The organism is Flavobacterium sp. CBA20B-1, assembly GCF_028473145.1.
Lineage (GTDB): Bacteria > Bacteroidota > Bacteroidia > Flavobacteriales > Flavobacteriaceae > Flavobacterium.
Genome location: NZ_CP092370.1, coordinates 966,446 through 987,054 on the forward strand (window position 1 = coordinate 966,446; position 20,609 = coordinate 987,054).

At 33.0% G+C, this 20,609-nt stretch carries 17 protein-coding genes; 13 read left to right on the forward strand and 4 right to left on the reverse strand.

Annotated features, from left to right (window positions below; translation table 11 throughout):
- Positions 1-77: 77 nt before the first annotated feature.
- Positions 78-338 carry a DUF2007 domain-containing protein gene (locus MG290_RS04910; protein ID WP_257498546.1) on the forward strand — a complete coding sequence of 87 codons (261 nt, stop codon included), beginning with the start codon at positions 78-80 and terminating at the stop codon, positions 336-338.
- Between the two features lie 37 nt (positions 339-375).
- Here the strand turns inward: MG290_RS04910 and ettA are convergent, their stop codons facing one another.
- The gene (ettA, locus tag MG290_RS04915) at positions 376-2,064 is read right to left on the reverse strand and encodes an energy-dependent translational throttle protein EttA (protein WP_264562758.1); all 1,689 of its coding nucleotides are present in this window, start codon (positions 2,062-2,064) and stop codon (positions 376-378) included.
- A 117-nt stretch (positions 2,065-2,181) separates the two neighbouring features.
- Here ettA and MG290_RS04920 point away from each other — a divergent pair, with 117 nt between their 5' ends.
- Complete coding sequence (locus tag MG290_RS04920; protein WP_264562759.1) at positions 2,182-2,394, forward strand: hypothetical protein; 213 nt, start codon at positions 2,182-2,184, stop codon at positions 2,392-2,394.
- Positions 2,395-2,406: 12 nt separating this feature from the next.
- Here MG290_RS04920 and MG290_RS04925 read toward each other — a convergent pair whose 3' ends face one another.
- Positions 2,407-3,231, reverse strand: coding sequence for a glycosyltransferase family 2 protein (locus tag MG290_RS04925; protein WP_264562760.1), 825 nt, complete (start codon positions 3,229-3,231; stop codon positions 2,407-2,409).
- A gap of 259 nt (positions 3,232-3,490) precedes the next feature.
- Here MG290_RS04925 and MG290_RS04930 point away from each other — a divergent pair, with 259 nt between their 5' ends.
- Together MG290_RS04930 and MG290_RS04935 are read left to right on the forward strand one after the other, a co-directional pair.
- Positions 3,491-4,363 (forward strand): glycosyltransferase family 9 protein, encoded by an 873-nt coding sequence (locus tag MG290_RS04930; protein WP_264562761.1) that lies wholly within the window; start codon positions 3,491-3,493, stop codon positions 4,361-4,363.
- Positions 4,353-5,105, forward strand: coding sequence for a glycosyltransferase family 2 protein (locus MG290_RS04935; RefSeq protein WP_264562762.1), 753 nt, complete (start codon positions 4,353-4,355; stop codon positions 5,103-5,105). Before MG290_RS04930 ends, MG290_RS04935 begins: the two co-directional genes overlap by 11 nt.
- A gap of 1 nt (position 5,106) precedes the next feature.
- On the opposite strand, the gene MG290_RS04940 is transcribed toward MG290_RS04935, so the two are convergent.
- Positions 5,107-5,874, reverse strand: a complete 768-nt coding sequence (locus MG290_RS04940; RefSeq protein ID WP_264562763.1) for a lipopolysaccharide kinase InaA family protein — start codon at positions 5,872-5,874, stop codon at positions 5,107-5,109.
- 145 nt (positions 5,875-6,019) lie between these two features.
- Here MG290_RS04940 and MG290_RS04945 point away from each other — a divergent pair, with 145 nt between their 5' ends.
- The 7 genes from MG290_RS04945 to purL all read left to right on the forward strand — a co-directional run bounded on the left by MG290_RS04945 (position 6,020) and on the right by purL (position 16,293).
- Positions 6,020-6,811: a DUF5672 family protein gene (locus MG290_RS04945; RefSeq protein WP_264562764.1), complete on the forward strand. Its 792-nt coding sequence runs from the start codon at positions 6,020-6,022 to the stop codon at positions 6,809-6,811.
- Positions 6,808-7,896: a glycosyltransferase gene (locus MG290_RS04950; protein ID WP_264562765.1), complete on the forward strand. Its 1,089-nt coding sequence runs from the start codon at positions 6,808-6,810 to the stop codon at positions 7,894-7,896. Before MG290_RS04945 ends, MG290_RS04950 begins: the two co-directional genes overlap by 4 nt.
- 9 nt (positions 7,897-7,905) lie before the next feature.
- Positions 7,906-8,856 carry a hypothetical protein gene (locus MG290_RS04955; RefSeq protein WP_264562766.1) on the forward strand — a complete coding sequence of 317 codons (951 nt, stop codon included), beginning with the start codon at positions 7,906-7,908 and terminating at the stop codon, positions 8,854-8,856.
- Positions 8,857-8,870: 14 nt separating this feature from the next.
- Positions 8,871-9,815, forward strand: coding sequence for a hypothetical protein (locus MG290_RS04960; RefSeq protein ID WP_264562767.1), 945 nt, complete (start codon positions 8,871-8,873; stop codon positions 9,813-9,815).
- An 8-nt stretch (positions 9,816-9,823) separates the two neighbouring features.
- Entirely contained in the window at positions 9,824-10,957 is a 1,134-nt protein-coding gene (locus MG290_RS04965) for a glycosyltransferase family 4 protein (RefSeq protein WP_264562768.1), read from the forward strand.
- 53 nt (positions 10,958-11,010) lie between these two features.
- The gene (locus MG290_RS04970; protein WP_264562769.1) at positions 11,011-12,528 is read left to right on the forward strand and encodes a hypothetical protein; all 1,518 of its coding nucleotides are present in this window, start codon (positions 11,011-11,013) and stop codon (positions 12,526-12,528) included.
- A 72-nt stretch (positions 12,529-12,600) separates the two neighbouring features.
- Complete coding sequence (gene purL, locus MG290_RS04975; RefSeq protein ID WP_264562770.1) at positions 12,601-16,293, forward strand: phosphoribosylformylglycinamidine synthase; 3,693 nt, start codon at positions 12,601-12,603, stop codon at positions 16,291-16,293.
- A gap of 61 nt (positions 16,294-16,354) precedes the next feature.
- On the opposite strand, the gene MG290_RS04980 is transcribed toward purL, so the two are convergent.
- Positions 16,355-17,590: a PQQ-dependent sugar dehydrogenase gene (locus MG290_RS04980; protein WP_264562771.1), complete on the reverse strand. Its 1,236-nt coding sequence runs from the start codon at positions 17,588-17,590 to the stop codon at positions 16,355-16,357.
- 209 nt (positions 17,591-17,799) lie between these two features.
- Here MG290_RS04980 and fabV point away from each other — a divergent pair, with 209 nt between their 5' ends.
- Positions 17,800-18,996: an enoyl-ACP reductase FabV gene (gene fabV, locus MG290_RS04985; RefSeq protein WP_264562772.1), complete on the forward strand. Its 1,197-nt coding sequence runs from the start codon at positions 17,800-17,802 to the stop codon at positions 18,994-18,996.
- 355 nt (positions 18,997-19,351) lie between these two features.
- Complete coding sequence (locus MG290_RS04990) at positions 19,352-20,593, forward strand: DUF445 domain-containing protein (protein ID WP_264562773.1); 1,242 nt, start codon at positions 19,352-19,354, stop codon at positions 20,591-20,593.
- Positions 20,594-20,609 lie beyond the last annotated feature (16 nt).

The following is a 20,609-nucleotide window of genomic DNA, read 5'->3' on the forward strand; positions in this document are numbered from 1 at the left end:
AATAAAAAGTGTCTTAAATTAAGGCACTTTTTGTTTTTTTATACAAATATATTCCCTATCTTACCAATAAAAAAACTATGGAACATGTAGAAATTTTTGCAGGAAGCGCTATTATGGCAATGGCGGTAAAAAACACTTTAGAAGAAAACAATATTGGTTATATTGAACGCAACGATATTGAGTCAGCCATCACCGCAGGTTTTGGTTCAGCTGATAAAGCAGTGCATATTTTTGTTTTGGAAACAGATGAAGAAAAAGCCCGTTACGCTTTAGCCGAAACCAATTTTGACGATATTGATGAAGTGGGCGATTTAATCGACGATACAAGCGAAGAATAAAAAAAAGCTGTTCTCATGAACAGCTTTTTAATTTTAATTAGCGTACTAATTTTTTGTATTTGATACGTGTTGGTGCAACATCTCCCAAACGTTTCTTGCGGTTTTCTTCGTATTCTGAAAAAGATCCTTCAAAGAAATATACTTCAGAATCACCCTCAAAAGCCAAAATATGCGTACAAACACGGTCTAAAAACCAACGGTCGTGCGAAATAATTACGGCACAACCTGCGAAGTTTTCCAAACCTTCTTCCAATGCTCGTAAGGTATTAATATCCAAGTCATTAGTTGGCTCATCTAATAACAGCACGTTTCCTTCTTCTTTCAGTGTCATTGCTAAGTGTAAACGGTTTCGTTCACCACCCGATAAAGTAGCAACTTTTTTATTTTGATCAGATCCTGCAAAATTAAATCGCGATAGATAAGCACGAGCATTTACCTGGCGACCACCCATCATAATTAACTCTTGTCCTTCGGCAAAATTATCGTAAATTGACTTTTCTGTATCTATATTTTTATGCGATTGATCCACATACGCAATTTTAACCGTATCGCCCACTACAAATTCTCCGGCATCAGGCGTTTGCTCGCCCATAATCATACGGAAAATGGTTGATTTACCTGCACCGTTTGGCCCGATAATGCCCACAATACCAGCTTGCGGAAGTGTAAAGTTTAAATTATCATACAAAATTTTATCGCCAAAAGCTTTTGCAACACCCTTCGCCTCAATCACATTTGTACCTAAGCGCGGTCCGTTTGGAATGTAGATTTCCAATTTTTCTTCCAATTGCTTTTGATCTTCGTTCAACAAGCGGTCGTAATTCTGTAAACGTGCCTTTTGTTTTGTTTGTCGGCCTTTCGCACCTTGACGCACCCAATCTAACTCACGTTCTAGAGTTTTTCTGCGTTTTGATGCTGTTTTTTCTTCTTGTTCTAAACGTTTTGCTTTTTGATCTAACCATGAAGAATAGTTTCCTTTCCATGGAATACCTTCTCCCCTGTCTAATTCTAGAATCCAACCGGCAACATTGTCTAAGAAATAACGGTCGTGGGTTACGGCAATAATGGTTCCTTTATATTGTTGTAAATGCTGTTCTAACCAATGCACCGATTCGGCATCTAAATGGTTGGTAGGCTCATCTAACAATAAAACATCTGGTTCTTGTAACAACAAACGACACAAAGCAACACGACGGCGCTCACCACCTGAAAGTACTGAAATTGGGGTATCAGGTTCCGGACAACGAAGGGCATCCATAGCCACTTCTAGTTTATTATCTAGTTCCCATCCGCCTACTGCATCAATTTTATCTTGCAAATCTGCTTGGCGATCCATCAGTTTCTGCATTTTATCTGCATCTTCATAAACCTCTGGCAAACCAAACATATCGTTAATTTTGTTGAATTCGTCAAGAATAGCCACCACATCGGCCATTCCTTCACGCACAACTTCAATTACGGTTTTGGTTTCATCTAACTGCGGCTCTTGCTCTAAATATCCTACGGAATATCCGGGTGCAAAAACCACATCGCCTTGATAGTTTTTATCAACCCCTGCAATGATTTTAAGCAAAGATGATTTACCAGAACCATTTAAACCTAAAATTCCAATTTTAGCTCCGTAGAAAAAGCTTAAATAAATATCTTTAAGTACTGTTTTATTTGTCGATGAATAGGTTTTACTCACTTTCGACATTGAAAAGATTACTTTTTTATCGTCTGACATAATTTTTTAGTGAATTTTAATACCTTTCAAAAATACCACAAAAGTTTGTATTAATAAAAAATAATATGATGGTACTTATTAAACCATTTTGTATTTTTGACGAAAAATATAACTAATATGGAATTTACAGAGAACTTTAGAAAATCGAACGATTTTAGAATAAACGGTCAACTGCTATATATTACAGATGCAAATGGTCATGAATTAGAACTATTTGTTGGAGAAGAAATTGAAGCTGCAAGATGGAGCGATGAAGGACGCTTAATTGTTGTTTTAAAAAGCGGTGGTGTACGGTCGTATGAAGATGAGGTAAATTATATTACGATATAACTAAAAGGAACTTTAAAAAGTTCCTTTTTTAATACCAAAATCTGTCCAAACGCTGCGTAAATCTTTCGTGTGGGCTCTGATTTTTTTATTTATTGCTAAAGCTTTTTCATTAACGTATCCCCGAGCATGATCTAAATGTATGCAAGTGGTGCTGTAACGTATTTGTTTGCCTTTAACGCCTTTATTGACCAATCGTTCACCTAATTCCCGATCTTCACCACCATATTCCATTCGCTCATCAAAACCGTTTACTGCTATGAGATCTTTTTTCCATCCTGATGAATTATGACCATTCCAAGAGGGTGTTGTAGGGGTGAGAAAGTTTAAAAAATCACTTTTAAATCCAAAAGAATTTAATTTATTATTTTTAAATGATTTTTTCATTCCATGAGCCATCAGCCATTTCACATTAAAGCAATCTCCTGAAATGATATCTTCTTTTGAGATTAATTTTGATAAATCCATTGACAGTTTATGGTATCCGCCCGAGAGAAAAAAATTAGGTTTGCGCATCCTTTTGTGTACTTCAACAAAATCTTTTCTAGGAATACAGTCGCCATCGGTCATAATGATATAATCTGTAGTAGTTTCTAGTAGTGCTTTATTCAAGATAATTGTTTTTTGAAAACCGTTATCCTCATGCCAAACATGTTTCATAGGAAAAGGTACTTGAGCTTGAAGTTTCTCTATTAAATGAAAAGTTTCACTTGTAGAGCCATCATCGGCAATAACGACCTCAAATTCTTTATATGTTTGCACAGAAAATCCCCAAATAACCTTTTCTAGCCATTCAGGTGAATTATATGTACTAATAATTATGGAAATATTTGGTTTCATGCAGACAAATATAGAGTATTTTAATATTTTTGTAAAAATAACTTTTTAGGAAAGTATGAAAAAAATATTGGTAATTCAACAAAAAATGATTGGCGATGTGTTGGTGAGTACTATTTTGTGTGAAACACTTTGCAAAGCTTATCCAAATGCACAAGTTGATTACCTAATTTACGAAAACACCTATCCAGTAATCTCTGCAAACGATAAGAAGTATAACATACTTTTTTTTAAAAATGAATACCGAAATAGTAAGTTAGCTTTGATAAAGTTTGCATTATCGTTAAAAAAGGAAAATTATGATATTGTTATAGACGCTTATAGCAAATTAGAAAGTTGGATAATTGTTGGATTGTCAAATGCAAAAATAAAGATTTCATTTAAAAAAACGTTATCTAATTTTTTATACACTCACTTAATAGACCGGCATGAAACGCCCACAACCAATTTAGGCTTGGTAATAGAACACCGTTTAAAACTTCTTGAACCGCTAAATATTTCCGAAAAATTATACGTAACACATCCAGCAATAACAATAACTGCCTCTGAAAATCAAAATGCAAGAAATTTGTTAAAAGAAAACAAAGTAGATTTGCACAAACCAATTGTTATGCTTAATATTATAGGCAGTAACCAGGAAAAAACATATCCTGTTGCTTATATGGCTAAAATAGCTGATTTGATTGGCAAACATGATGTTCAAATTTTATTTAATTATATTCCAAACCAAATTGAAATAGCAAAAAAAATTCTTAGCCTATGTAATGCCGAAACAAAGAAAAAAATATTCTTTAACATTATAGGGAAAAATTTACGTGGTTTACTTGCATTATTAAATCAATGCAATTTTGTGATTGGAAATGATGGAGGCACAATGAATATGGCAAAAGCATTAAACAAACCTACTTTTATAATATTTTCACCTTGGATTGAAAAAAAAGCTTGGAATACCTATGAAGATGAAGAAAATCATATTTCTGTACATTTAAATGACTATAAACCCGACCTTTTTATCAATAAAAGTTTAAAAGAAATAAAAAAAGAAAACAATAAACTTTACGATTTATTTTTACCTGATTTTTTCGGACATTTGCTGACCCATTTTATCAATACACATTTGATTAATGAACAATAATAAACTCACTGCTCTAATAATTACGCTTAATGAAGAAAAAAACATTAGGGATCTTTTGCATAATTTAGATTTTGCAGATGAAATTATTGTGGTTGATTCATTCAGTACCGATCAAACATTAGAAATAATTAAAGATTTTCCTGAAGTGAAGGTTTATCAGCATATTTTTAAAGACTTTTCTTCGCAACGAAATATTGCCTTAAGTTACGCAACTACAAATTGGGTTTTATTTATTGATGCTGATGAACGAATTTCTGATAATTTAAAAAATGAAATACAACAAACGCTTCGCTTAAGCAACATCAAACGCGGTTATTATTTAAAACGAAAATTTTATTTTTTTAATAAACCTGTCCATTTTTCAGGACTACAGTCTGATAAAAACTTGCGTTTATTTCAAAGAGAACACGCTCAATACCATGGAATTGTTCACGAAAAATTAAACTTTAATGAAAATGTAGGCGTTTTAAAAAATCATCTCATTCATTATTCATATGCACATCATGAACATTTTAAAGAAAAAGTATTTTACTACAACAGATTAAAAGCTATTGAAAAAATTAAAAAGGGCGCAAAAAACAACACTTTTTTAGCTGTTTTTCATCCCATATACACTTTTTTAAACCGTTACTTTTTTAGATTGGGCTTTCTTGATGGAAAAAAAGGATTCGTAATCTGTAAAGTATATGCGGCAGGAATTAAAGAACGCTACAAAGAAATGAAGCGCTTACAGAAAAAATAAATTATTTTTTCCAAAATTTAATACGTTTTTTAAGCCTTTGCTTTCTGTGAAATTTTTCCTGAAAACCGCTGGTTAATTCCCACAACAACTCAAAAATTTCTGTTTCGGTCTTTTGCGTGTATAATTTTGCATACTCATTTGCCATTACCGCAATCATATCCATTTTGGGTGTTAATCGGCGAAGGTTGTACATGCGTTGCTCAAAAGGCAATTCGCTGTGAAAACGCATACGGTTTAAATCTACCAAATAAAAAGAATAGGTTTGGTCGTCATTGATTTTTATCAGCGTATTTCCGGGTGAATGATCTTTAAACTCTACTCCTGCTTGGTGCAATTGATAGCAAAATCTTGTAAACGCACGCAAAATTTCTTCGTGATTTTCTAAACTTGGATTTTGTACCAAATCTCTATACGTATATTCCGTTACAATATGTTCACAAACGTAAAAACTTTTTCCTAAGCCCAACCCTAGGTGTTCTTCTGCAAAAGCAATTGGTTGCGGTGTTCCAATATTTTTATCGAGTAATTTAAGCGCATATTCATAAGAACGATTTGCCTTTGAAGCACGAATAAATCGATAAACAAAAGCATTCAATAAATTGGGCTTTTTAAACGCTTTTATGTTTAAAACCAAATCGCTTAACTGAAAAGTTTTAATGGTGTTTCTGCTGCCTTTCACAAACAAATCCCCAGTAATTTCAAAATTTTCAATAATTTTTCCTATTTCAGCTTTGTAACGCTTAAAAATTTGATGAACTGTAAACTTCATTTTACTTTTAGTATTAATGCTACAAAAATAGCGATAATAGTTGTCTCTTTTCATTTATTATTTAATCAATACGCACAAAGCCATAGATGATAAACTTTCAATTATAATAAATATACATATATTTGTAGGAAAATGTTGATGCTTAATGAAAAATGACACCCAGAAAGTAGTTGTTTTAATTCCTATATACAGAGATTTTTTTGATGATTTTGAAATAAAATCGCTAAAAAGTGTTCATAACGAACTTAGTAATTTTCCTATCATCTTTATTGCACCGGAATCGTTAAATACCGATTTTCTGAATCGTTATGAAATTACTTTTAATTTTGAAATTTATAGATTCGAAGATGATTATTTTCGGTCAATAGAAGGATACAACCAATTATTACTTTCATCGCATTTTTATAAAGCTTTTCTAAATTATGAATACCTGCTGATTTGCCAAACTGATGCTTATGTTTTTAAAAACGAATTATCTTCATGGGTTTCAAAAGGTTTTGACTACATTGGTGCTCCATGGCTTGACAGTAAAAAAGTGTTGTTTAATCACACATCAAGATCTATTTTTAATAAAATAAAGAAAAAAATCGGTTTAAAAGAAAGGTTATACAACCATATAAACCAAGTAGGAAATGGTGGATTTTCTCTGAGAAAAACTGCAAAATTTCATGAAATTTCAACCAAAGAAGAGGTTGCTATCAACAATTTTTTAAAAAACAAACAAAAAGAAAACTATCATATAGAAGATGTTTTTTGGTCGTTATATGTTCCTCAAAAATATCCTTTTTTAAAACCCGATTATCAAACTGCTATGCGCTTTTGTGTAGATAGAAAACCTGAAGTTGCGTTTACCTATTTAAATGGCAAATTACCTTTTGCTTGTCATGGATTTAACAAAAAAGGTGTTGTGAAATTTTGGTCTAAATACATATCATGAATATTTTAAATGTAACTTCAATTGTAGAATGGCGTGGTGGTGATGCGCAAATGTACACGATATATAATTTGTTAAAAAAGCACAAAGCACTTAACCAATATATCTTGTGCCCAATAAATTCCGTTTTGTATGAAAAAGCCGTTCAAGACGATGCTCAAGTGTTATCGTATATCAAAAAAAATAAAGTTTTTTCGCTTATAAACCCTATAATTGATGCGGTTAAAAAACATGATATCGATGTATTGCACATTCATGATTCTAGTGCTTTATCGGCAGCAATTATTGCGAAAATATGTTTAAAAAAAGAGTTGAAACTCATCTATAGTCGCAAAAGAAACAATCGAATAAAAAAGAATTTTTTCAAAAAATTGAAATACGATAATAAATACATTCATAAAATTGTATCCGTTTCGAAAGCTGTAGAGCAAATATTTCATGACATCCATATTTCTCCCGAGAAACTGCTCACAATTTACGACGCAATTAATGTGGCTGCATTTAGCAATAAAAATAAAGTTGGGTTAATTCACAAAGAATTAAATCTTTCGCAAGACATACAAATCATTGGAAACATTTCTTCATTATCTAAACAAAAAGATTTGGTTACTTTTATAAATACTGCTGAAAGAGTAATTAAGAAAAATCAAAATGTGCGATTTGTTATTCTTGGAAGCGGTTCAGAAGAACAACTCTTGAAAGAATTGGTGCATACAAAAAAAATAGAAAACTATGTGTTTTTCTTAGGTTTTAAGCCAAATGTTGCAGATTATTTAAACGAATTTGATATTTTATTAATGACTTCGGTTACCGAAGGTTTGCCTTTAACAATTTACGAAGCTTTTGCCTCGCAAATACCAATAGTTTCCACAAAAGCCGGAGGAATTCCTGAAGTAATTATAGATGGAGAAAATGGTTTTTTAACAGAAATTGGCGACGACAAAACGCTTGCAGAAAAGTGCTTAATGCTACTTAACAACAACAATTTAGCCAATAATTTTAAAGAAAAATCGTTTACTTTGGTAAAAAATAATTTCGATTTAAAAAACTTAGAAGAAAATTATTATAATTTTTACACTAATTTATAATTACAATTTATGAAAATAACAATTGTAGCTTTTGACCTTTGGGGGTTTAATAAAAAAATCGTAGAGCATCTTAAAAACAAAGGTGCTGAAGTAAATTTTATTGACAGTAGCAAAATTCATTTTACCTACAAAAGTAAATCGCAAAGAATAAAAAATTTTTTTAGCAAAACATTTTTAAATAAAAATATTAAGAAAAACTATCGTCATAATACTGTTTTATCACTTATTGAAAGGTTAGAGATGCAAGACGTTATACTCATTGTTAATCCTGATCATTTTAGACCTGAAATTGTAAACAATCTTAAGTTAAAAACAAGAAAATACATTGCATATAATTATGATTCACTAGCTCGAAATCCGTTGCCAGAAAATTATTTAGAGCTATTTGATACTGTTTTTTCATTTGACATTAATGATCTTAAGAAAAACCCTCGTTTAAAACCACTTACAAATTTTAATTATCTTGATAAAAAGATTAATGATAAACCACAAACGAAGGCATTTATAATTCTATTACATTCATTAGAACGAGAAGTTATATTGAAAAGAATTGCAGATAATTTGGATGAACAAAACATCACAAATTATGAATTTATTGTTGTTGATCCTGCCCTAAAAAACACAAATAAAAATATTATCCAGTTAGAAAATCCGCTCTCATTGGATATTATTTATGACAAGATGGATAATTCAGAAATTCTTATTGATCTAGTACGCGAAAATCAAAGTGGTTTAAGTTTTCGTTTTTTTGAAGCAATGGCTTTACATAAAAAAATCATTACCAACAATCAAGCAATACTTGAATATGATTTTTATAATGAAAATAACATATTATTAATTGATGATAATTTTTCGAAAATTCCTAGTTCATTTCTTTCAAGTAGCTATACAAAGCTTCCAGAAAATATTTATGAAAAATACACTTTAAATACCTGGGTTAAAAATGTTTTTGGTATCTAGTTTATAATTAATCCATGAAAAAGAAAATATTATTTTATGCTCCGTATCATTTTGATATTGATAAAGCTATTCTAACAGAATTAGAAAAGCTAAAGCAATATCAGGTAACTAAATTATCTAGTAATAAATACCGTTACAAAAATAATTTGGAAAGGTTATATAATTTTTTAGGAAAAATATTCTTAAAAAAAACCTTAAAAAAGCAATGGATGGCAAAAATACAAATGGAAGAAATACTTACAAATCAACCGTTCGATTTATGTTTAATGATGCGTCCGGATTTATTAGAAAAAAATGTGCTAGAAAAAATTAAAAATACAATTCCTATCCGAAAAGTTTTTTATTGGGATAGTTTTAATAAAATACCTGCTTTTAAAGAAACCCTACCTTATTTTAACCAATATTTCACTTTTGAAGAAGAAGATGCCCTAAAATATAATTTAAAAAAAATTTCAAATTTTTATATCCATAGATTTTCTGATAAGAAAGTTCATTATGATGCCTTTTTCTTTGGTTCTAAAGATTCTAGATTACATAATATATCAAAATTAATAGCTTATCTAAAAAACAAAAATTGGAATGCCAAAGCATTACTGGTTGGTAAAAAAACTACAAACGATAAAACCGATGGTGTTGAAATAATAAAAAATGGAATTCCATTTGCTGAAATTTATAAATTTGCTGAAAACACCCAAATTGTTATTGATATTTCGCACCCAAACCAAAAAGGGCTTTCGATGCGTCCTTACGAAGCATTAGGTTTAGAACGAAAACTGATCACAAACAATAGCGAAATTAAAAAATATGATTTCTATAATCCTAATAATATCTATATCATTGAGGATTTTGATAATTTAGATATTCCTAATTCCTTTTTAGAACAACCTTACGAAAAGATTTCTGAAGATATTTACAATAAATACCATATAAGCAGCTGGTTAAATTTTATTTTAAAATAATTATCAAAATGCCGAAAAAAATATTATTTGTTTTACACGAAGATTCACAAACCGGAGCTCCAAACGCTTTATTATCTTTTTTAAAATACCTGCATACGCAGCACAAAGGTGAATTTGTAATAGATCTTTATGTTTTAAGTTATTTTGGCGGAATCGAAAAAGAGTTAAGAGAAATTAGCCGTAATTTTTACATTCACAAGAAAAAAAAGACCTTTTTTGGCAAAATAGCTAAAATATTCGGCAGTTCTATTCATAGCATTTTAAAAAAAAACAAATACGATTTAGTTTACGGGAATACCATTGTTACTTTAAATTTATTAAGCGGTTTAAAACAACATCACCCCAACATTAAAACGTTATTATACGTACATGAAAGTACGTTTTTAACCAATATATATTTAGAGAAACAAAAAGCTGCCAATCAGTTTAAAAATATAAATTATGTTTTTGCAGTTTCCAAAGCTGCTCTCACTAATTTGGTTGAAAATTATAATGTTCCGCCAGAAATATGCTCAATTATTTATCCTACAATTCCAGAAGAATCGTTCATCAAAGATTTTAATTTTGAAAAAAAAATTAATTCTACTGAATTAACTCTTGTAACAATTGGTCATCCAAACCTTACAAAGGGAACCGATTTAATTCCGCAAATTGCACACCGTTTAAGAGAGAAAAATCCTTCATTACAATTTAAAATTTATATTGTAGGTATTCTTAATAACAATGAGTATTTAAAAGCAATTCAGTTAGATATTGATAAACTTCAATTGACAAATTTTATCGAATTAGTTCCACACACACCCAAACCTTTAAATTATTTAGATATTGCTCATATTTACTTGATACCTTCAAGAGAAGATTCCTTTTCTTTAATGGCAATGCATGCTGCAAAATTTGAAAAACCAATAATAATGTTTAAAAATGCTGTTGGTGTATCAGATGTTCTAAATGAAGACTGTGTTTTTTATGCCAATTATTTAGATATTAATGATTTTGTAACACAAATAGAATCAATAATTAATGACCCAACGTTCGTTAAACAAAAAACACGCAACGCTTTAGAAGCTTACAATGAAAATTTAAAAGCTTCAAAAAGTAATCAATTGCATTACCAAACACTAAAAAGTATATTAAATAATTAATTTTTACACATTATATATTCACAAATTTCGTTATATTTATTAAAATTAATAAAATGAAAACCCTCTATAACATTTTGTTTTTAATAACAATCATTAGCTTTGCTTCGTGCCGCGATGATTTTAATTTTGAGCCCGCAACAGGTTCCGAACTCACTTTTTCTAAAGATACTGTTTATTTAGACACTATTTTTTCAAATATCGGTTCAAGTACGTACAATTTAAGAGTTTACAACAACAGCAATAAAGACATTAAAATACCATCGATTCGATTGGGTAAAGGCGATAATTCTAATTTTCGATTAATGGTTGATGGAATGCCCGGAAAAAGCTTTGAAAATGTAGAACTTTTAGCAAAAGACAGTATGTTTATCTTCGTTGAAACCACGGTTGACATTAAACAGCAAACCAATGGAGCCGAATTTTTATACACCGATGAAATTCTTTTTCAGGCAGGCAGCAATCTGCAAAAAGTGAATTTGGTTACTTTGGTTAAAGATGCTGTTTTTTTGTATCCGCAGAAATTTCAAAACGGTTCTTACGAAAGCATCACCATAAACGACGAACAAGTATATGGTTTCTTTTTAGATGAAAACGATGCTACAAACGGCAACGAATTAGAATGGAACAACACCAAACCGTATGTGATATATGGCGCAGCAGCTGTTCCGCCTGGTAAAACTTTAAACGTTTCTGCTGGCACAGAAGTACATTTTCACCGCAATTCTGCTTTAATCGCTTTCCCTACATCAACAATCAATGCACAAGGAAGTATTGAAAATCCTATTTTAATGCAAGGCGACCGTTTAGAACCCAATTTTGAAGTCACTCCCGGACAATGGACAGGGGTTTGGATTGGGCAAAACAGCAACATTTCTATTGCAAACACCGTTATCAAAAATGCAGTTAACGGCTTATTAATCAACGCGAATAACGGCACAGCTTCGTTAGAAAATGTACAGATTTACAATTGCGAACAATTTGGTTTGTTATTGGCAACTGCAAATGTTATGGGCAAAAATGTTGTTACCAACAATTGTGGTAGGGCTGCATTGGCAATTACCAACGGCGGCGTGTATGATTTTACACATTGTACGTTTGCAAATTATTGGAGCCGACAAAACCAAACCGCTGCAATAATAGATAATGGCGATGGAACCCTTCCGTTTGCTTTGCAGGCACAATTTAAAAACAGTATTATTTATGGAAATGCCAGCGAATCAATTGTATTAATTCCGGCAAATAATCAATCAAATTTCAACTTTTCATTCAATTATTGCCTGATTAAATTTCAAAATACAGGAAACCGATACAATACCGAAGTTTTTCCTTATAATTTCAATAATCCAACAAATTACAACAATAATTTAATCGCTAAAAATTTCAACGAACATCAACCCTATTTTTCAAACACACAGAAAAATAAAATGATGATTACCGATAAAGCAACGTCGTTAATTAATTACGGAAATCCGCTTTTTGCGCAACAAGTTCCGAACGATTTGTTGGGAAACAGCAGACTAACTACACCCGATTTAGGTGCTTATCAACACGTAACTTCTTCGGTAGATTAAATTGCTAATATTATTTTTTAGTAGTAATTTTGTTTTTTAGTTATCAATAACAATACAACAAACCTTAAAACGATGATTCAATTTTTTGAAAATGCGTCTGGTACAGTTTATGCTGTGCAAACCTCAATTCCATTAAACATGGACGATGTAGCAAAACTAAATTGGTTATTTGGCGATGCTGCACCAATCGAAACACCCGCTGTAAACCAAACTTTTGTGGGGCCGCGTGCTGCCATGATTACACCTTGGAGTACTAATGCAGTAGAAATTACACAAAATATGGGTGTAAACGGAATCATTCGTATAGAAGAATTCCAAAAAACAGAAGAAGATTTTAACGACTTCGACCCAATGATTTCTCAAAAATATCCGTCGCTTACGCAGGATATGTTTACTATTGATATACAACCGCAACCCATTCAAGAAATTGATGATATTGCAGCTTACAACAAACAAGAAGGTTTGGCTTTAAGCGATGAAGAGGTGACTTATCTAAACAATGTTGCAACTAAAATAGGTAGAAAATTGACCGACTCTGAGGTTTTTGGATTTTCGCAAGTAAATTCAGAACACTGTCGTCATAAAATTTTCAACGGCACTTTTGTAATTGATGGAATGGAACAACCAACTTCCTTATTCAAATTGATAAAGAGCACGTCGGAAACCAATCCAAACGATATTGTTTCGGCTTATAAAGACAATGTGGCTTTTGTAAAAGGACCACGTGTAACGCAGTTTGCCCCAAATACCGCAGACAAACCCGATTTTTACACAGAAAAAGAATTTGATTCGGTAATTTCCTTAAAAGCCGAAACACATAATTTCCCTACCACAGTAGAACCTTTTAACGGTGCTGCAACGGGTTCGGGCGGTGAAATTCGCGATCGCTTAGCAGGTGGTCAAGGCTCGTTGCCTTTAGCAGGAACAGCAATTTATATGACTTCGTATTCGCGCTTAGAAGACGATCGAAATTGGGAAAAAGCAATGAATGAAAGAAATTGGTTGTACCAAACACCAATGGATATTTTAATAAAAGCATCAAACGGTGCTTCCGATTTTGGAAACAAATTTGGACAACCACTCATTACAGGTTCGGTTTTAACCTTTGAACATGAAGAAAATGCTTCGACAGGCTCAGCACAGGCAAGAAAATTAGGTTACGATAAAGTAATCATGCAAGCCGGTGGTATTGGCTACGGAAAAGCCGATCAAGCAAAAAAACACGAACCACAATCTGGCGACCAAATTGTAATTTTAGGAGGTGAAAACTACCGAATTGGTATGGGCGGTGCTGCAGTTTCGTCTGCAGACACGGGTGCTTTTGGTTCGGGTATCGAATTAAATGCCATTCAACGCTCCAACCCCGAAATGCAAAAACGTGCAGCCAATGCAGTGCGCGGCATGGTGGAATCAGATGTAAACCCTATTGTTTCTATTCACGATCACGGTGCAGGCGGACACTTAAACTGCTTGTCGGAATTGGTTGAAAACACTGGCGGATTGATCGATTTAGATAAATTGCCAGTTGGAGATCCAACCTTATCAGCAAAAGAAATTATTGGTAACGAATCGCAAGAGCGTATGGGATTGGTTATTGGTAAAAATGATATGGATACCTTAAAACGCGTTGCTGAACGTGAGCGTTCTCCGATATATACCGTGGGCGAGGTTACCAACAACCAAAGATTTACTTTTCAATCGGCTACAAGTGGCGAAAAACCAATGGATTTAGCTTTGGCAGACATGTTTGGTTCTTCCCCAAAAACCATTATGAACGATGAAACTGTTGTTTATAATTATGCCGATATAGTATATGAAAAAGAAGAAGTTTACAACTATTTAAACCAAGTTTTGCAATTAGAAGCTGTTGCTTGTAAAGATTGGTTAACCAATAAAGTAGATCGTTGCGTGGGCGGTCGTGTAGCCAAACAGCAATGTGTGGGACCTTTGCAATTGCCGCTAAACAATGTAGGTGTGATGGCGCTTGATTTTAAAGGGAAAGAAGGTATTGCAACCTCAGTGGGCCACTCACCTATCACCGCATTGGTAGATCCTGTTGCAGGTAGTAGAAATGCCATTGGCGAAGCGTTGTCGAACATTCTATTTGCTCCTATAAAAAATGGATTAAGTGGTATCTCCCTATCAGCCAACTGGATGTGGGCGTGTAACAACAAAGGCGAAGATGCCCGTTTATACGAAGCAGTAAAAGGCTGTGCCGATTTTGCAATTGAATTAGGAATTAACATTCCAACAGGGAAAGATTCGCTTTCAATGAAGCAAAAATACCCTGACGGAGATGTTATTGCTCCAGGAACGGTGATTATTTCGGCTGCAGGAAACTGTACAGACATTAAAAAAGTGGTAGAACCTGTTTTATCAAAAAGTGCCGATTCTATTTATTATATCAATCTATCCAAAGATCAATTCAAATTAGGAGGATCATCTTTTGCACAAATTTTAAACAAGGTGGGCAACGATGTTCCAACAATTACAGATGCTGCTTACTTTAAAAAAGCATTCAATACCATTCAAGAATTAATCAATGACAATCAAATTGCAGCAGGGCACGATGTGGGTTCTGGTGGTTTAATCACCACTTTGCTAGAAATGTGTTTTGCCGGATATAATTTAGATGCCGATATTGATTTAACAGGCTTAAACGAATCTGATATCATTAAAGCGCTTTTCAATGAAAACATCGCCGTAGTGTTACAAGCTCAAAACGACCGTATTTTTGAAAGCAAAATGGATGCAAACGGTATCGAGTTTGTAAAAATTGGTGTTCCTTCAGAAGGTCACGATTTAAAAGTAATCTTCGGAAAAGAGTTTTACAACTTTAATATCAATGAATTACGCGACACTTGGTTCATTACTTCGTATTATTTAGATAAAAGACAATCTAAAAACGGAATGGCACGCGAACGCTTAATGAATTATAAAAACCAACCGTTACAGTTTAATTTTCCGTTTCATTTCAACGGACAAAAACCTGTAATTGAGAATACAAAACCACGACCAAAAGCAGCAATCATTCGTGAGAAAGGATCAAATTCTGAACGCGAAATGGCAAATGCTATGTTCTTAGCCGGATTTGACGTTAAAGATGTACACATGACCGATTTAATCACTGGTCGTGAAACATTAGAAGATATTCAGTTTATTGGTGCTGTTGGTGGCTTTTCAAATTCAGATGTTTTAGGCTCTGCAAAAGGTTGGGCTGGTGCATTTATGTACAACGAAAAAGCAAACACTGCATTGAAAAATTTCTTTGCACGTCCGGATACTCTTTCAGTAGGAATTTGCAACGGATGCCAATTGTTTATGGAATTAGAATTGATCAATCCAGAGCATGAAGTACACGGAAAAATGCATCACAACACATCCCAAAAACACGAGTCAAACTTTGTTTCTGTAAAAGTACAACCAAACAAATCGGTAATGCTTTCTACCTTAGCCGGAACAACTTTAGGGGTTTGGATTTCGCATGGTGAAGGGAAATTTAATTTACCAAATAGCGAAAGCGACTATCACATTGTGGCAAAATATGCGTATGATAAATATCCTGCCAACCCAAATGGATCTGATTACAACACCGCAATGATGTGTGATAAAACCGGACGCCATTTAGTGACTATGCCTCATATAGAGCGTTCTGTTTTTCCATGGAATTGGGCAAACTATCCCGCAGGCAGAAAAGACGAAGTTTCGCCATGGGTAGAAGCTTTTGTGAATGCACGCAAATGGTGCGAGGAAAATCAGTTATAAATCATCAATTAATAAGTTAGAAATGCAGCCAGTTAATAAAACTGGCTGTACTTTTTTAGGGCTATTTTGCTTTAGATATTTTGTAAATTTTACCACTATCGGTGATGGCGTATAAAGATTGATTTTGATGTCGTCCTAATACATCTCTAAAACGCTCGTTCTTATCAGCTAACAAACGTTCTTCGCCCGCTACTTTATTATTTGTAATAACCAATCGAATAATGTGTTGACCACTTAATGCGCCAAGAAATAAATTATTTTGCCATTCGGGAACCGCATTTCCTGTATAAAAATCGATACCACTGGGCGAAATAGATGGATCCCAATAATATACCGGTTGTTCCATACCTTCTTTTTGAGTAATGCCCTCACCAATTTTGTTGCCATTGTATTCTAAACCATACGAAATTATTGGCCAACCGTAATTTTTACCTGCTTCGATAAAGTTAATTTCATCGCCACCCATTGCACCAAACTCTGCTTCCCACAACTGCTTGGTAACGGGGTGAAAAGCCATACCTTGAGGATTTCTATGACCATACGAATAAATTTCGGATTTTGCATTGGCATCAGAAACAAAAGGATTACTCGAAACAGGCTGTCCGCTTTTAGAAATTCGAACAATTTTTCCCAATGCTGAATTAAGTGCTTGTGCTTGCGGACGCGTTGCTAAATCTGATCGTTCACCCGTGCTAACATATAAATTGCCTGCGTCATCAAAAGCTAATCGACTTCCATAATGCAAACTGCCATTATAGGAAGGTTCTGCTCTATAAATCACCGTAGGGTTTTCAATAGCTTTTTCATCAGCACTCAATTTTCCTTTTGCAACTGAAGTTAAATTACCATTTCCATAAGCTTCAGAAAATGACCAATAAATCATTCGGTTTGATGAGAATTCAGGATCTAGAGCAACATCTAGCATTCCACCCTGACCGCTGTTGTCCACATTTGGAAAGCCATTCACTTGTGATTGTAAAATTCCATTTTCTGTGAAAATTTTCATGTGCCCGTTTTTATCTGTCACCAATAAATTTCCATTGGGCATATCCACAATTGCCCAAGGTCTGCCAATATTTTCTGCAATTACTTCTACAGACAACTTTGTTTGGGTTTTAACACTACCAATGCGCGTTTGCCCTTCAAAAGCTGGTTTATAAGTTGTGTGTGGTGGTTGTGTTTCCACAGGATCACCCAATTGAACAGTTTCATCGGTTGGTGGATTAGCATTATCATCATTGCAAGAAAAAATGCCTAACAATATGAAAACAGGTATAAAACTAAAATTCTTTCTCATAGCTTAAAAAATTAATATTTAGTATCTTTAAAGATAGGAATTATTTTTTGAACCAGTAATCAAATAAATTATAAACAGCTATTTTTAGATGGAACAATGATAACAAACCGTTTTTTATGTTAGAGAAATATTGTTTTTAAAATAGGATATAAATAGCTAAATTTGGTTCATTAAATTTAAACAACACTAAATAATAAAATAGATTTAAAATGATTATAAAACCAAGAACAAGAGGTTTTATTTGTTTAACATCGCATCCTGATGGAACTGCTTTAAACATTAAAAACCAGATTGACTATGTGCAATCTAAAGGCACTATTGAAAACGGACCTAAGAAAGTTTTGGTAATTGGTGCATCTACCGGATTTGGTATTTCTTCGCGTATTGCAGCTGCATTTGGTTCGGGAGCGGCAACTATTGGGGTGTTTTTCGAAAAACCAGCCGCTGAAGGTAAGCCTGGGACTGCCGGATGGTACAATTCAGCCGCATTTGAAAAAGAAGCTCATCAGGCAGGTTTGTATGCAAAATCTATCAATGGCGATGCTTTTTCTGATGAAGTTAAACAGCAAACAATCGATTTAATTAAAAAAGATTTAGGAACAATCGATTTAGTAGTATATAGCTTGGCATCACCTCGCAGAACACATCCCAAAACAGGTGTGGCATATGCATCCGTTTTAAAACCAATCGGACAAACATTTTCTAACAAAACAGTTGATTTTCACACAGGCGTTGTTTCGGATATCACTATAAATCCTATTGAAAGTCAGGAAGATATTGACAATACCATTGCTGTAATGGGTGGTGAAGATTGGAAATTTTGGATGGAAGATTTGCACAACGCTGGGGTTCTAGCAAACGGAGTGAAAACGGTTGCTTATTCATACATTGGTCCTGAACTTACTTTTCCAATTTACAGAAATGGTACTATTGGTCAGGCAAAAAATGATTTAGAAGCTACAACAACTACGATAAACAATATTTTAAAAGATGTGAACGGCGAAGCATATGTTTCTGTAAACAAAGCTTTGGTTACTCAATCTAGTTCTGCAATTCCGGTTGTACCATTGTATATTTCGCTTTTGTATAAGGTTATGAAAGAAAAAGGAATTCACGAAGGAACTATTGAGCAAATGTATCGTTTATTTAATGACCGACTATATACCACAGATGGCGCAATACCTTTAGACAATGAAGGAAGAATTAGAGTAGATGACTGGGAAATGCGAGCAGATGTTCAGGAAGAAGTTGCTAAATTATGGAGCCAAGCTACTACTGAAAATTTAGAACAAATTTCGGATATTCAAGGATACAGAGATGACTTTTTTAATTTGTTTGGATTTAATTTTGATGCTATAGATTACGAAGCCGAAACAAATGAAATGGTTCAAGTTCCAAGTATTTAAAATAATAGAATAGATTTAAGTACAAGCGTAATGTTTTTTAACAACATTACGCTTTTTTATTGCTGCTAATTTTTGGAAACTTTTTATCAATCTAATACTAAAAGCTTATCAAAAATTAACACATAGACAAAAACTATAATTAGTGTTTAAAACACTTTTAATCAAATACTTAAACACTATTAATTAAACAAAAAAATTAATCAAGTAATTTACATACAATTCATTTTAAAAAAAACAATTGAAAAAGATATTTATTCAAAATTATTATTATCCAACAACTTTGCTTTAAATTTCTAGATATAGCTTTATAATAATTTATACAAAAAATCGTACCTTACATAAAAAGAGGCAACAAATGAAAGAAGATTTTAAAAAAAAACAATTAAAAAAACATAAATTATTGGCAACTGGGCTGTTTGTTTTAATGGCAATAGTTTATGTGAGTATGATGTACCTTTTAGAGCACAATCCCCAAAATTGGATGGAATATGTTCGTGCGTTTTCAGAAGCGGGAATGGTTGGAGCTTTGGCAGATTGGTTTGCTGTTACTGCGCTGTTTAAATATCCTTTGGGGTTAAAAATTCCACATACTAATTTAATCACCAATAATAAAAATGCTTTGGGTACCAATTTAGGAACTTTTGTTAGTTCTAATTTTTTAACCGCAGCCAATATTCGTCCGTATATTGATCAGTTATCAGTGAGCGATTATTTAAAAGACTGGCTTTCTAAAGAGAAAAATCAACGTATTTTACATACTGAATGCAACAAACTTATTCAGCGTATTGTGATTAATTTAAACGATGAAACGATTGCTGAAATGCTTGCAAATAAAGGTTTTGAGCTTACTAAAGAAATTATATTAGAAAAATTAGCCGCCACTTCCCTACTCTATCTTTTAGAGCACCAAGAACACGACCGATTATTGGATATTATCTTGCCACAAGCGCAAGAATATGTGGAAAAAAACCGGGAATTAATCTATAAAAAAGTGGTGGAAAAGCAACCTATATTGGGATTAATCGGTGGAAAATCGGTTACTAATCAATTAATTTCAGGCATCACAACGTTTTTGCAAGAAATTGAAAACAATCCGCAGCATGATATTCGATTGGCGGTGACAACAAAACTGCATCAGGTGGTGGAAGATTTGAATGAAAAAGATGATTGGCACGAAAAATTTGATCAAATCAAAGAGGAATTCATTACCAAGCAAAAACTTTTAGAATACACTCAAGATATTTGGATTCGCTTAAAAAAAGAAGTACTTTCTAAGCTAAACAATCCCGAAGCAACAATTAATCACTATATAAAACAAAACATACAGCAAATGATTACTACTTTTAATGAAGATATAGATTTGCAGGAAAATATTGATAAATATGCCAAACAATATGTATATAAAGTGGTTTTGAAAAACAGTAACGAAGTAGGCAAAATCATTACGCAAACTGTTGAAAAATGGGACGGCAATGAATTAAGCGAAAAATTGGAACTAGAAGTAGGTAAAGATTTACAATACATTCGCATAAACGGCACATTGGTTGGTGGACTTGTTGGGTTGCTTATTTACACTTTGACGCATTTATTTCTATAAAAAAACAGAGGCTTTC

Coding starts and splice junctions, on each gene's coding strand:
- MG290_RS04970 (WP_264562769.1), top strand. CDS start 11,011: ATGAAAACCCTCTATAACATTTTGTTTTTAATAACAATCATTAGCTTT.
- MG290_RS04945 (WP_264562764.1), top strand. CDS start 6,020: ATGAAAAATGACACCCAGAAAGTAGTTGTTTTAATTCCTATATACAGA.
- purL (WP_264562770.1), top strand. CDS start 12,601: ATGATTCAATTTTTTGAAAATGCGTCTGGTACAGTTTATGCTGTGCAA.
- MG290_RS04965 (WP_264562768.1), top strand. CDS start 9,824: ATGCCGAAAAAAATATTATTTGTTTTACACGAAGATTCACAAACCGGA.
- ettA (WP_264562758.1), bottom strand. CDS start 2,064: ATGTCAGACGATAAAAAAGTAATCTTTTCAATGTCGAAAGTGAGTAAA.
- fabV (WP_264562772.1), top strand. CDS start 17,800: ATGATTATAAAACCAAGAACAAGAGGTTTTATTTGTTTAACATCGCAT.
- MG290_RS04925 (WP_264562760.1), bottom strand. CDS start 3,231: ATGAAACCAAATATTTCCATAATTATTAGTACATATAATTCACCTGAA.
- MG290_RS04935 (WP_264562762.1), top strand. CDS start 4,353: ATGAACAATAATAAACTCACTGCTCTAATAATTACGCTTAATGAAGAA.
- MG290_RS04955 (WP_264562766.1), top strand. CDS start 7,906: ATGAAAATAACAATTGTAGCTTTTGACCTTTGGGGGTTTAATAAAAAA.
- MG290_RS04980 (WP_264562771.1), bottom strand. CDS start 17,590: ATGAGAAAGAATTTTAGTTTTATACCTGTTTTCATATTGTTAGGCATT.
- MG290_RS04950 (WP_264562765.1), top strand. CDS start 6,808: ATGAATATTTTAAATGTAACTTCAATTGTAGAATGGCGTGGTGGTGAT.
- MG290_RS04940 (WP_264562763.1), bottom strand. CDS start 5,874: ATGAAGTTTACAGTTCATCAAATTTTTAAGCGTTACAAAGCTGAAATA.
- MG290_RS04990 (WP_264562773.1), top strand. CDS start 19,352: ATGAAAGAAGATTTTAAAAAAAAACAATTAAAAAAACATAAATTATTG.
- MG290_RS04960 (WP_264562767.1), top strand. CDS start 8,871: ATGAAAAAGAAAATATTATTTTATGCTCCGTATCATTTTGATATTGAT.
- MG290_RS04920 (WP_264562759.1), top strand. CDS start 2,182: ATGGAATTTACAGAGAACTTTAGAAAATCGAACGATTTTAGAATAAAC.
- MG290_RS04910 (WP_257498546.1), top strand. CDS start 78: ATGGAACATGTAGAAATTTTTGCAGGAAGCGCTATTATGGCAATGGCG.